This is a genomic window from Chroococcidiopsis sp., from assembly GCF_051657925.1.
GTDB lineage: Bacteria > Cyanobacteriota > Cyanobacteriia > Cyanobacteriales > Chroococcidiopsidaceae > Chroococcidiopsis.
In genome coordinates this window covers 1-11,875 of the sequence record NZ_JBOFLP010000077.1, presented here as the reverse complement: position 1 = coordinate 11,875, position 11,875 = coordinate 1, and the positions used below count along the sequence as shown (strand labels likewise).

The window sequence follows — 11,875 nt, the reverse complement described above, 5'->3', positions numbered from 1 at the left end:
ACTTCCCTTTCCGCTCTCTGTTCGAGTACCTTGGAGAGTGCCGCACCACTGATGATAATCCCACCGATGAAAACTACGACCAACATTAAGCTAAATTTGGCAGTAAGCTTAAGATTTTTTAACATTTTGGCTTGTAAGTAGAGATTTATTTTACGATGGTAGAAGAAGTGTATATAATGCTACTTAAAATTATAAATTAATTTCATCTTTTCCCTGAATGGAGACCGCACCTCAACGATCCAGCAATACTATTAACTACAGCTGGGTGAAAATGAATTCCAGATATTCGCGTCGTCTCTTTTTACTTCAATTATTTTTCTTAGCAGCTTGTGGTTCGCGATCGCTACAAGGTGAGGGAGAAGAGCTAATCATTGGTACAGTTAGCTACTCTGAGGGTCAACAGACGCTCAGCCAGTACGATCGCTTGATCAATTACTTAGGCGAGAAGACTGGTTCGTTGGTGAGGCTAGAGCCTGCCTTTAATGAGAATAAAGCCCTAGAACGAATTCGCAATCGCTCGTGGTCGTTGGTGTTTGCTCCTCCAGGCTTAGCTGCGATCGCCATCACCCAGCAACAGTACCGTCCCTTGTTTACCTTGGAAGGAGTTCAAAACTTACGCTCGATTTTGGTTGTTCAAGAAAACAGCCCCATTCGATCTCTGAAAGACTTAGCAAATAAAACAGTAGCCTTGGGTCAACCTGGTTCTGCAACGGGATTTTATTTACCTATTTATAATCTGTATGGCTTAACTTTAGCAGAAATTTTATTAGCGCCTACGCCAAAAACTATATTGAGTTTGGTAGCTGAAGGTAAAGCCGATGCGGGGGCGCTTTCTCAAAGAGAATTCAATGTTTATAAAACGCAGTTTCCTCAAATTTCTTTTCGCATCTTATACAACGATCCCCACAGCGTACCACTAGGATCTGTTTTAATTTCGCCTACTATCGAGCGCAATCGCCAAGAATTTATTCGTCAAGTTTTAAGCGAAGCTGCTTCCGTTTTAGCGCAAGAAACAGGTTACGTTCCTACAGGTTCAATTCCAGATTATCGCTACATGATTTCTGTAGTCGAGCGTGTCAAAAGCATTTTTCCCTACGAACTGCAACCAGGAAGCGCCCAATTAAAACCTGCACGGTTGTTTAAAGGGTAAGTGGTTGTTGGGAAGTGGGTAGCAAGTAGTGAGTAGTGGGAAATGGAGTTTTAGAACTCACGCAGAATTACTTTTTTAGAGGGAAGTTCTGTCTGTTGGTTTACCATACGATCGCTTCAGCAATACTAATGCATCGAGTTCGTCCCCCTCTATGGACATCACCCGCGCCAGAACTTGATTTTGGTTTTCCTAGCGGTCATGCCATGAATAGCATGACATTGGTAGCTACTCTCGTTATTTTGACTAGGGGTAGTCCTTGGTGTTTGTTGGTATTAATTGGCGGAAGTGTATATGCGATCGCGATCGCTTGGACGCGACTGTACTTGGGCGTTCATTATTCCCAGCGACATTTTAGCAGGATGGATGGTTCAGTCGCTTGGGCAATTGGAGTTAGCTTTCTCGTCAGACTAAAGCGGACTGCGGCGATCGCTCCTCGCACCGAACAGCCAAAAAATGAAACTACCTTACTACCCGAAGAAAGTGGGGAGAAGTCGTAAGTCGTAAGTCGAGAATTAATAACTGGTCACTGCTCGTGCGCTCCCTGCTTCCTGCTCCCTACTCCCTGCTCCCTGCTCCCTGCTCCCTCTCTTAATCTCTAACCTTTGAGACAGGAAAGGCGATCGCCAAGATTGTTACGTTTTGGTTGTGATAGTTAGCACTTGCTCACAGTAATTGTCATATTTTGATAGATTTTTCTATCGAAAGTTTTGATATATTAGTCTATCGAAACCTCTAGTTAAGAGGAAAAAGAGTTTATGGCTTTTGAACTGCAATCTCTACCCTACGCAAACGACGCTTTAGAACCTTACATAGACACGCAAACCATGCAGATCCACCACGATCTGCATCATGGAACTTACGTAAACAATTTAAATACAGCACTGCAATCGCAACCAGATTTACAGAGCAAAAGTATTGACGAATTGATTCGCGATCTGAATTCATTACCCGAAGCAGTTCGTACTCCTGTCCGCAATAATGGTGGCGGACATTTCAATCACTCGATCTTTTGGACATTGATGGCTCCTAATGCTGGCGGGGAACCTACAGGCGCGATCGCCCAAGTCATCAGCGATAATTTTGGCGATTTTGAAAACTTCAAAACTCAGTTTAACGATGCTGGCACGAAACGTTTTGGTAGCGGCTTTGTTTGGCTAGTTCGCTCAGCTGATGGCAAGTATGAAATTGTCAGCACGCCCAACCAAGATAATCCTTGGACGGACGGACACTTCCCCATCATGTGCAACGATGTTTGGGAACACGCATACTACCTTAAATATCAAAACCGTCGTGCTGAGTACCTCAAGCAGTGGTGGAATACAGTCAACTGGAGTGAGGTCAACAATCGTCTATCGACAGCGCCATAATGTAGCTAGTTAGGTAGAAAAGATCCCCCTAACCCCCCTTTTTTAAGAGGGAAATCAATTCCTGATAAAAAAGCGAGGAATGAATGTCCTTCTGGAAGAGAGGAAACAAATGCCCCCTTTTTAAGGGGGTTGGGGGATCGAGATCCAAACTTCTAGTGCGTAACTCCTGCTTGTAAAATTCAAAATCTCATATCGCTCGGATGTCTCTATGGTTCCAGCTAATTTCGTAGAGCGTAGAAGCTGCGATCGCATTTTTTCTCATCGAAAAATCATTTCTCTCGGTGTAATCGCAGTTATTCTCTATACGGTGGTAGGTTTCTGTCTTGCCAGTCTCAAGATTAATTTGGGCTTTTGGTCTATAGGAATTCTGTTCTATCACTGGCAGCTAGCAAACTTAGTCGGTGTAGCTAGCAGTCGGTATCGACAAAACGGATCGATCGCCTTGACGGGATTAGTGGGTACGGCGATCGCCTACCTCGTCCAGCAGGCAAAATCGAGCTTGTTGCCCTATCACTGGTTGGCAATTGGTCTAGTGGCAACGATTAATTCTTATGTAATGACTGCGATCGCGCTGAGGTATTGGCAAAAACTAGGGGCGATCGCATTTACAACAGCAGTAGCATGGTTGGGCTTATTGTTGGGATGGGTAGCACATAACTATCCCGGCGTTTCTTAAGCTAACTTAAAATTTGCGTTAATCTAGGTTTGATAGCCCAGTAAGCCTATCTACCTGGCATGAATGATGCGATCGAGCGGGTAAGGGTCAAAAATCAGATTTTATCTGTTATCAAAATGCACGGCTCGCAAACGGCTGTGGATTTAGCAGTTAAGTTGCAGGTTTCACCTATGGCAATCCGCCAGCATATGCAAACTCTTCAAGATGAGCAATTAGTCACTTATAGCGAGCAAAAGCAAGCGGTTGGTCGTCCAGTCAAGTTTTGGCAATTAACAGAGAAAGCCAACGCGCTTTTTCCCAACCATCACGCCGATCTGGTGGTGAAATTAATTGAGGGAGTCCGCAAAGTATTTGGCGAAGCTGGGTTAAAAGTTTTAATTGGCGAACGTACTCAAGCTCAAATTCAAACATACTCGGCGCAGATGCAACACGCTCAAAACTGGCGAGAACGAGTGGCAATTCTGACTCAACTGCGAACTCAAGAAGGTTATATGGCAGAGATAATTGAAGAGTCACCAGGAGTCTTGTTACTGGCGGAAAATCATTGTTCAATTTGTGCTGCTGCCCAAAGTTGTTCGCAGTTGTGCAGTTCAGAATTGCAAGTGTTTGAAACTCTGCTTGGTTCTGATGTTAACGTCGAACGAGTCGAGCATATTTTAAGTGGCGATCGCCGTTGTGCTTACCGCATTTCTAGTTGTAACTGAGACAAGTTGCTGAATTTTACTCTCAATTTTTTAGTAACTGCTCCCTGCTCCCTACTCCCTGCTCCCTGCTTTCTGACAAAGCTAAATGTTTCAATAAAGTTGCCTGTGACAAAGGTGCTTGCAGGTGACTCCAGGGTAAGACTTGTTCGTGCGACCAATTGCGAAACACGTAGAATTCTAAATCGGGTATTTGTCCGCGTAACTCTTTAAAAGCGCGGCGATAGCTACCGAGACTGTCACCGTAGTTTCGCGTCAATTCCAACAGGCGGGACAAACGGCGATCGCCTCTCGATATTAAAGCCTGAATCACCGACCAATTATAGCTTTCGGGACGAAAATCAATCCCTTGGGGTTTGAGGTGTTTCTGTAAATATTGCAAACGCTTCTCGGCTTGGGGATTGACTCCATACCACTGAAACGGGGTGTGTGCTTTGGGGACAAACGTACTGCATCCCAGGGTTAACCTTAATCCTGGGGCAGATTTTTTGAGCGATCGCATCATTTTAACTGTTTCTTCCAGATCTTCGGGTTCTTCCCCAGGTATGCCCACCATACCGTAAAGTTTCAAGCTACTCAGTCCTCCCGCTTTGGCATTCACTGCCGCTTGGACGATCTCATCGTTATGCAGTTTTTTGTTAATAATTTGACGCAACCGTTCCGAACCGCTTTCTACAGCAATGGTGAGCGATCGCGTGTCTCTTTTTGCTAAAGTTTGTGCTAGTTCTACCGTGACAGTATTTGTCCGCACCGAGGCAATGCTCAAACGGACATCATCGTATTTTGGTTGACTTAAATAAGCTAATAAATCGTTAAATTCTGGATGTTGGGTAACCGATGCCCCCAATAATCCTATCCTGTTTGTAACTGTCAGTCCTCGTTCGATCGCGGGAATCAGAGAACCTTCCAAACTTGCCGTGCGAAAAGGTAGAGTGAGATAGCTAGCCAGACAGAAGCGGCACATTTCAGGACAACTGCGTACCACTTCCACCATAAAAATATTTTCCCAGGCTGCTTTTTCAGTCACAACCGTAGAAGCAGATAGAGTATTACCTCGATAAGTTTGCTTTTCTATCTGATGAGGAATATCTGGTGCAATTGGTTTAATGGATTGGATACAACCTGTAGGATCTTCATACGTCACCTCATACAAGCTGGGAATATAGATTCCTGGTACTTGTGCTAGGTGATGTAATTTAGTTTTTCTATCGGCTGTCCGAACTTGTTTGTAAGCTTCAATAAAATTTCCTAATAAATTTTCTCCATCTCCCAACAAAATAACGTCAAAAAATTCTGCGAAGGGTTCGGGGTTAGCCGTCAAAACGGGACCACCACCAAATACTAGGGGATCGCTATCAGTGCGATCGCTAGTATGAATTGGAATGGAGATAGATTCTAAGAGATTCAGAATATTAACATAATCCAATTCCCACGAACAAGAAAAGCCGACTAATTCAGGCTGACGTGGTAGCGGTTCGGATATATCAGTAAATAAGCGACTGACATCAACATCAGCACGCATTGCCAAAGTTGCCCATACGACTTGATATCCCAAGCTGGTAATTCCCACGGTGTATTCGTTAGGAAAGGCGAAGATAGCGGGGATCGCGTCGGATTCTGGAGTTTTTGGGGTAAATAGTAGGCGTTCGGCAGAAAATGTAGACGTTCGGGAGTCGGGAGTCGGGAGTCGGGAGTCGAGAGTCGGGTAATTCATGCATTAACATTTGTAGGGGCGCAGTTGTACGTCCTTCCAAGGGTACGGGAACAATTTAGAATTATCTATATCTAATTTTAAGACCTACAACGATCGGGTTGAAGATTAAAGTCAGTGCGTTTGCCAAAATGATTGGTAATGCTTGTAGATAAATGTCATAAATTAACCATAAAAATACGCCTGTAGAAAATATAACTAACATAATGAAGGAAACATCTTGAGCCGAGTGCGATCGCCATGTTTTCATCAGTTGAGGGATAAATGCGATCGTCGTTAAACTTCCAGCAACCAATCCTAAAATTGTAATTAAATCCATATAGTGTAGTAATGTGGACAATACTCACCATTATTTATTACGATAAAATGCTTCTATTTTAAGTGAAAAACTTAACATATAGGACGATCGGAAATTGCAATCGTGAATTTCAATTAGGACAGCTCTATTGTTTGCTATAGTTTGACAAATGACCAATGACTAATGACCGGTCGAAAGCCATGCAACCCGATCTAATAAATTTGTATATTACCAGAGAGGAATTGCAACAGATTGCTGGCATTAGCCAAAAAGACTGGAAGGCTTATGAGAAATTAAAATATCCACGCTCGGCACAAGTCTTGATTTTAGAAGGCTATTTAGAACAAATTTTACTTTTAGGCTGGGGATTAGTTCCAATCTTTTACTTGGTTAAATGGAAATATTTTAGAAGGCATTTGAGAAATTTAATACTAGAAGTCGACCGATATAACGTTTTAATTAGAATTATCAATCTTGGCGATGAACTAAAAGCTGCTGGAAATCAAGGAGCTGGAATTGAGAATAGAGAAAAGGCGATCGCGGCGCTGCAAATAACAAGAGACAGTTTAATTTGTGCAATTAAAACAGAAAAAATTCTCAGAAATAACAGAAATTTAATTAACCGCAACCTAAACTTACTGACCAACAACGTATCATCTCTACAAGCCTTAGAAATTAATGCTGAAGCATCTGAATATAGCAGGTTATTAAACGAAGCCGTGCAATTAACCACAGACGTACAAACAGAAATGAAAAAGCTAGAAGCGAGTAGGGAGAAGTCGTAAGTCGTAAATCGTAAGTCGTAAGTAACTGAGTCTCCTTCTAATGTTGCAGCGCCCTTGCTAGTACTAGCATGACAAAAGCTGCCAGTAACGCCCCCACCACAATACTAAAAATTGCTGCATCAAAACTACCAGTCACCGCTACAATCGAGCCAGTAATCAGCTTAATTCATCGCAATAGTTAATCATGTTGGGTTGATGTTTTTCTAATTTACGCATCAACTCTTGTCGCAGCAAACGAATGCCGTTAAAACACCCTCTTTTCAAGTAAGTTTTATCGGCAATCAAGCAATACAGACAACGATCTGAAAACTGACCTTTTCTAACTTAAACAACCTATTAAATACCTGAACTTATTTATATCGACAACTCTCGACATATCAAAGAACATACTAAAAGCACAAATTAATTGTCCTGCTAATGCTAAAAACTTATTCGTTTGGTCGTCGCTCTATATTATTATTAATATTTGGTTTACTCCTAGCACTTTTCATATCAGCAGCTCAGATCGTAACAGCACATGCCACAGCGATTAAAGTTAATGCGATTGAAAAGAGCGGCTTACACCACACACTAGTGCAAGCAAATCCAGATAATCTTGATGAAAATTCGGTAGAACTAATCATCAGCGATATGCAGGGTCAGCATGAAGGTAAGATGCGCGGAGTACCAGCATCATATGACTGGTCGCAAACTCCAAGAGTCAAGTTAGGTAACAATCCTGGAGAATTGCAAGCACTAATTGGATGGGGTATCGTCAACGAAGCTGCCGAGGGCAATCCAGCTGCAAATACTCGTGTCGAGCTAGGAGAAATTCACACCTATTTACTACAAAAAAGTAACAACCGATGGTTAGCTTTGCAGAGTTCTATTCCTGTAGGAGCTGCATATAGGGAAGACTTTGCAGGAGGCATCAATATTCCTGCGGATATTCGGCAGGAGCCGCAAGGCACTATCTCAGTGACAGCGGGCAATGGATATAATTTTCATTTTTGGTCCAGAAACAGAGCAGGAATAGATCCAAACGATGTCGCAGGTGTGTTTACAACGTTTAGAGCCAGATTAATTCTGGATAACCCTAGTCAGCCAGACGATCGCGATATCGCGCGATATCTTGCTCTAGCTGGAGCCGATTATTGGACAAATGTTTGTTCATCCAATGGTGAAAGAAATGCAGATGCTGCTATCGGCAAAGCCAAGTATGCTACACGAGAATGGAAATACTTCAACATGACAACAGTATCTCCAGAGGTTCTCAGAAGCAATCCTCCTCCACTGGAGTAGCAGATTTTGACAAATTCGACCGCGATCGCCCTACTGCGGATCGCATTATGTGTCAAAAGTTGCTAAGAAGCCATCAAGCATATTGATAAACAACATCAACAACAGCAAATGTAGGACCTTAGCCACTTGTCGAACTTGACAACCTCCACACCTTTTAAGTTAGCCTATGTCAAATTTGTTATGGCGCTGTTGCCAGGAGGCAAAACTATGGCTCAGATCGTAGACTCCTTACCTGATGAGTATCAAGAGCGCATTTTGTGCAACTATAAAAACGCAACAAGTGGAATTCAAATTGCACGAATTACGAATATTCCTCACTGGTACTTGGAGCGAGTTGTATTTCCCGGTCAGCACTTGCTATTTGAGGCAATCCCAGAAGCGCAGTTAGAGATCCATAGTGCTAAGATAGCTAGTGCTATTCCTGCTGACACCATTCTTTGCGAACAACTGCAAGTTGATGCAGGCGAAGAAAATAACTATAGCAGGGAGCAGGGAGCAGGGAGCAGATGAAAAAGACTTGGCTAATCTTGCTTGTAGACAATTGAAATGTCCTCATCTATCCACTCTCTGCTATAGATAGATCTGCTCTATCTTCACGCTTGAAGTAGCACTACAGGCTGGCATGGCACGGTTGATAAAGGGCGCGGCTGTCCTGCACCCTTTATTCAGCTTCAGAGAGTTGAATAGCACTTAAATAGTTATTCAGCGCAATGTTTTAATTGGCTCGGCAGGTATTCGCTCTTTCCTTAACTCGGCAAAGAAACTAGAGTAGAAAAAACCTGCTAGGACTGCCCCTAAAATTGGAGCTAGCCAAAACAACCAAAGTTGAGCAATATGCTCTCCTCCAGCAAAAAGTGCTGGACCCGTGCTGCGAGCGGGGTTGACTGAGGTATTAGTTACAGGAATACTAATTAGATGAATTAAGGTCAGTGCTAAACCAATAGCAATGGGAGCAAAACCTTGGGGAGCGCGGCGATCTGTAGCTCCTAAAATCACCATCAAGAACATGAAAGTCATTACGACTTCGGTTAAGAAGCAGGCTGCTAAAGAATAACCACTGGGTGAATGCGCACCGAAACCGTTTGTTGCCAATGGGTTCGAGCCGGTGAGAGTGAAGCCTGCCTTACCGCTAGCAATTAGATAAACAACTCCCGCACCCGCGATCGCACCTGTGACTTGGGCAATGATATATGGCAGTAGTTCAGAACCAGGAAATCGCTTGCCAGCCCAGAGTCCGAAAGTTACAGCTGGGTTGAGATGGCAATCAGCAACGTGTCCTAATGCATATGCGATCGTCAGTACCGTCAAACCAAAAGCGATGGATACACCAACTAGTCCGATTCCTAATGGGGCTGCTGTCCCTTCACCTAGTTTTGCTGCACCTGCCGTAAATGCTGCTGCAAGTACGGCACTACCACAACCGCCAAGAACTAGCCAAAAAGTCCCAATCGACTCCGCTACGCACCGTCTCATAAGTGCCATGTTCATCTATTCCTTACAGTGAGTAAAAAGTTTTTTACGCAACAGATAAAGACAAACTTTTGACTGAGAAGTGAAGCTTCTTCTCGATCAAAAACGAGTTTGCATTGTATCGTTTTATGCTAGATGCAAAGTAGCTAGAGTATTGCCCTACCTCACAATGCATTTATAAGTTAGAGGACAGATAACATACCTGTTTCCGTACGCTCTAGACTTGAATTGAACACACTTTACACTTTATTGAAAGCGAGTTTTATCTACTGCAAGAGATAGTCTAATAGTAGTACTAATGAAGACAGTAGCTGCTCGTAGCCATTTTAACAAACGGGAAAGATTCAATCTGAATTATAAATCTGCCCGCAACTTCTCAAAATGTCGGGATCGATCGCAGTAATCTAGCAAGCGAGATCGAGCATGTAGCTTTTCCATCAATCCAGGCATTCTATTCAAAGGGACGTTAAAAGTTAATTTGACTAAAACAGAACCAGTAGCAGAAACAACTCGAATATCTGATGCCAACGGACGATCGCTCAGAATACTTCTATTAATTTCTCAGTGTGAGGAAAGCAGAAAAAACACATAACTTACGGTAGAAACAGCAAGCTTAGTTATCAGTTAGCTTAATGGATATATTGCAACAGTTACCCCAGCTCAACTGAATAGGTAAGCAGGTAATTATTTTCATCAATCGTCTTTTTGCTAACCGCCAATAGCAAGGCAATATTGCGAAAAAAATCTGTATATTTTCTGACAAGGAGAGCCAAATGCAACAGACAGAATACATGACCGACACTTCAGAAGTTAGAGAAACATCAGAATCTACATCTCTAACACCACCATCGACTGCAAAACAACTTGAAATGCAGGGACGGCAGATCGGTAACAATATAGTTGCTTTTTTTACGGAACTACCGAAACACGTTAGTAGCTTCTGGCAACAATACAAACAACCAATTACGAGCATTCTTTTAATTTTTGTTGCCTTAATTGCAGTCAGAGTATTGTTTGCAGTCTTGGCTGCTCTCAACAGCATTCCACTATTAGCACCGACTTTTCAACTGATCGGAATTTTCTATTCAGTGTGGTTTGTCTATCGATATCTGCGGACAAAATCTAATAGGGAGGAATTGGCAAGTAAGTTACAGTCACTTTTTGAATAAACGATCGGATGGATATCTACTGACTATCGATCGCACAGAACGGCGATCGCCTGCACTAACTGCTCTGGTTCTACAGGTTTTGGCAGATGCAGCTGAAATCCTGCTTGCAGGGCAAGTTGGCGATCGCACTCTCCAGCGTAGGCAGTCAGGGCAATTGCGGGAATTTGCCCCCCTGCTTGCGGCGATCGCTGCCTGATTTGTTGCATTAACATGTAGCCATCGACATCTGGCATTCCAATATCGCTAATCAAAACGTTAGGGACGAAGCGATCGAAGATAAGCACTGCTTCTGCTGCCGACGCTGCAACCTGCACTTCTGCCCCATACTGTTCTAAAACGATTTGAGCTAAATTCAACATATCGGCTTCATCATCTACGACTAACACGCGAATACCTTGTAAAGGACAGGAAAGAAAGGATGAAGTCGCGCCTCGCTCGCTCATTTCTGGGCTTTCATCCTGAAGCAGAGGTAAACTGACGGTGAAAGTTGCTCCCTTTCCTTCTCCAAGGCTTTCGGCTTTGACTGTACCCCCATGTAACTCGGTGATGTGGCGTACAATCGCCAGTCCCAATCCCAGCCCACCAAATTTTCGCGTTGTTGTCCCATCTTCCTGGCGGAAGTATTCAAATACGTATGGTAAGAAGTCTGGATTAATTCCTTTTCCGGTGTCGCTAATTTGGATTTGAGCGTAGTTGGTAATTGGTAGTTGGTAGTTGGTAGTTGGTAGTTGGTAGTTGGTAGTTGCTTTTTTCTCCCCCTTGTCTCCATTGTCCCCGATTCCCGAACGCCAGTTCGCACAACGGGGGGAACCCCCGCAAGCGACTGGCTCCTCCCAACTCCCGACTCCCGAAGCTACTTCCACCAGCGAAACCTCAATCCGTCCCCCTGACGGGGTGAATTTAACGGCGTTAGAGAGTAAATTCCAGACAATTTGCTGGAGACGATTTGCATCCCCAGCGACTAATCCTACCTTGGGGGCAAATTGAGTTTGAATCTGAATGTTTTTTGCTCGTGCTGCCAACCGCACGGTTTCTATAGCTGCCTCAATTGTAGTGGTTAAGTCGATCGAGGCGATGTTGAGCGCCATTTTTCCTTGTAATATGCGCGAGACATCTAATAAGTCTTCAATAGACCTCTTGCAAAAGTGATTTAAGCCACGTCAAGCTTGGGAAGCCGTAGCTCATAATTGTACAAAGCAGCAATGAGATTAAATCTCAAACCAAATCTTTTGCGTCGATTTCTATAAGTGAGAGACAAGATTTTAAA

The 11,875-nt window shown here is 43.4% G+C and carries 12 protein-coding genes and 3 pseudogenes; 9 read left to right on the top strand and 6 right to left on the bottom strand.

Features of this window, described 5'->3' with window-relative positions:
• Window positions 1-271 precede the first annotated feature (271 nt).
• The 5 genes and pseudogenes from ACRC32_RS05955 (at window position 272) to ACRC32_RS05935 (ending at window position 3,897) form a co-directional block, all read left to right on the top strand.
• A complete protein-coding gene (locus ACRC32_RS05955) occupies window positions 272-1,150 on the top strand; it encodes a phosphate/phosphite/phosphonate ABC transporter substrate-binding protein (RefSeq protein WP_438553126.1) in 879 nt (292 codons plus the stop codon).
• 125 nt (window positions 1,151-1,275) lie between these two features.
• Window positions 1,276-1,647, top strand: a pseudogene (locus ACRC32_RS05950) (phosphatase PAP2 family protein); the annotation flags it as partial.
• A 258-nt stretch (window positions 1,648-1,905) separates the two neighbouring features.
• Window positions 1,906-2,517 carry a superoxide dismutase gene (locus ACRC32_RS05945; RefSeq protein WP_438553125.1) on the top strand — a complete coding sequence of 204 codons (612 nt, stop codon included), beginning with the start codon at window positions 1,906-1,908 and terminating at the stop codon, window positions 2,515-2,517.
• Window positions 2,518-2,725: 208 nt separating this feature from the next.
• Window positions 2,726-3,193 (top strand): hypothetical protein, encoded by a 468-nt coding sequence (locus ACRC32_RS05940; RefSeq protein ID WP_438553124.1) that lies wholly within the window; start codon window positions 2,726-2,728, stop codon window positions 3,191-3,193.
• A gap of 59 nt (window positions 3,194-3,252) precedes the next feature.
• Window positions 3,253-3,897 (top strand): helix-turn-helix transcriptional regulator, encoded by a 645-nt coding sequence (locus ACRC32_RS05935; RefSeq protein WP_438553123.1) that lies wholly within the window; start codon window positions 3,253-3,255, stop codon window positions 3,895-3,897.
• A 22-nt stretch (window positions 3,898-3,919) separates the two neighbouring features.
• Here ACRC32_RS05935 and ACRC32_RS05930 read toward each other — a convergent pair whose 3' ends face one another.
• Complete coding sequence (locus tag ACRC32_RS05930; RefSeq protein ID WP_438553122.1) at window positions 3,920-5,608, bottom strand: B12-binding domain-containing radical SAM protein; 1,689 nt, start codon at window positions 5,606-5,608, stop codon at window positions 3,920-3,922.
• A gap of 61 nt (window positions 5,609-5,669) precedes the next feature.
• Window positions 5,670-5,924 (bottom strand): SemiSWEET transporter, encoded by a 255-nt coding sequence (locus ACRC32_RS05925; RefSeq protein ID WP_438553121.1) that lies wholly within the window; start codon window positions 5,922-5,924, stop codon window positions 5,670-5,672.
• Window positions 5,925-6,079: 155 nt separating this feature from the next.
• Here ACRC32_RS05925 and ACRC32_RS05920 point away from each other — a divergent pair, with 155 nt between their 5' ends.
• From ACRC32_RS05920 to ACRC32_RS05910, 3 genes are all read left to right on the top strand, one after another.
• Window positions 6,080-6,688, top strand: a complete 609-nt coding sequence (locus ACRC32_RS05920; protein ID WP_438553120.1) for a hypothetical protein — start codon at window positions 6,080-6,082, stop codon at window positions 6,686-6,688.
• Window positions 6,689-7,105: 417 nt separating this feature from the next.
• Complete coding sequence (locus ACRC32_RS05915; protein ID WP_438553119.1) at window positions 7,106-7,969, top strand: hypothetical protein; 864 nt, start codon at window positions 7,106-7,108, stop codon at window positions 7,967-7,969.
• A 207-nt stretch (window positions 7,970-8,176) separates the two neighbouring features.
• Window positions 8,177-8,479: a DUF1830 domain-containing protein gene (locus ACRC32_RS05910; protein WP_438553118.1), complete on the top strand. Its 303-nt coding sequence runs from the start codon at window positions 8,177-8,179 to the stop codon at window positions 8,477-8,479.
• 192 nt (window positions 8,480-8,671) lie between these two features.
• On the opposite strand, the gene aqpZ is transcribed toward ACRC32_RS05910, so the two are convergent.
• Together aqpZ and ACRC32_RS05900 are read right to left on the bottom strand one after the other, a co-directional pair.
• A complete protein-coding gene (aqpZ, locus tag ACRC32_RS05905; protein ID WP_438553117.1) occupies window positions 8,672-9,451 on the bottom strand; it encodes an aquaporin Z in 780 nt (259 codons plus the stop codon).
• 342 nt (window positions 9,452-9,793) lie between these two features.
• Complete coding sequence (locus tag ACRC32_RS05900) at window positions 9,794-9,967, bottom strand: hypothetical protein (protein ID WP_438553116.1); 174 nt, start codon at window positions 9,965-9,967, stop codon at window positions 9,794-9,796.
• Window positions 9,968-10,212: 245 nt separating this feature from the next.
• Between ACRC32_RS05900 and ACRC32_RS05895 the strand changes: the two genes are divergently transcribed.
• The gene (locus ACRC32_RS05895) at window positions 10,213-10,608 is read left to right on the top strand and encodes a CAAD domain-containing protein (protein ID WP_438553115.1); all 396 of its coding nucleotides are present in this window, start codon (window positions 10,213-10,215) and stop codon (window positions 10,606-10,608) included.
• A gap of 23 nt (window positions 10,609-10,631) precedes the next feature.
• Here the strand turns inward: ACRC32_RS05895 and ACRC32_RS05890 are convergent.
• Both ACRC32_RS05890 and ACRC32_RS05885 read right to left on the bottom strand, forming a co-directional pair.
• Window positions 10,632-11,738, bottom strand: a pseudogene (locus ACRC32_RS05890) (ATP-binding response regulator); the annotation flags it as partial.
• Between the two features lie 20 nt (window positions 11,739-11,758).
• Window positions 11,759-11,875: pseudogene (locus ACRC32_RS05885) on the bottom strand (IS5 family transposase); the annotation flags it as partial.

Bases quoted from the DNA above. Each gene is read 5' to 3' on its own strand.
- ACRC32_RS05955 (WP_438553126.1), top strand. From the start codon at position 272: ATGAATTCCAGATATTCGCGTCGTCTCTTTTTACTTCAATTATTTTTC.
- ACRC32_RS05945 (WP_438553125.1), top strand. From the start codon at position 1,906: ATGGCTTTTGAACTGCAATCTCTACCCTACGCAAACGACGCTTTAGAA.
- ACRC32_RS05940 (WP_438553124.1), top strand. From the start codon at position 2,726: ATGGTTCCAGCTAATTTCGTAGAGCGTAGAAGCTGCGATCGCATTTTT.
- ACRC32_RS05935 (WP_438553123.1), top strand. From the start codon at position 3,253: ATGAATGATGCGATCGAGCGGGTAAGGGTCAAAAATCAGATTTTATCT.
- ACRC32_RS05930 (WP_438553122.1), bottom strand. From the start codon at position 5,608: ATGAATTACCCGACTCTCGACTCCCGACTCCCGACTCCCGACTCCCGA.
- ACRC32_RS05925 (WP_438553121.1), bottom strand. From the start codon at position 5,924: ATGGATTTAATTACAATTTTAGGATTGGTTGCTGGAAGTTTAACGACG.
- ACRC32_RS05920 (WP_438553120.1), top strand. From the start codon at position 6,080: ATGACTAATGACCGGTCGAAAGCCATGCAACCCGATCTAATAAATTTG.
- ACRC32_RS05915 (WP_438553119.1), top strand. From the start codon at position 7,106: ATGCTAAAAACTTATTCGTTTGGTCGTCGCTCTATATTATTATTAATA.
- ACRC32_RS05910 (WP_438553118.1), top strand. From the start codon at position 8,177: ATGGCTCAGATCGTAGACTCCTTACCTGATGAGTATCAAGAGCGCATT.
- aqpZ (WP_438553117.1), bottom strand. From the start codon at position 9,451: ATGGCACTTATGAGACGGTGCGTAGCGGAGTCGATTGGGACTTTTTGG.
- ACRC32_RS05895 (WP_438553115.1), top strand. From the start codon at position 10,213: ATGCAACAGACAGAATACATGACCGACACTTCAGAAGTTAGAGAAACA.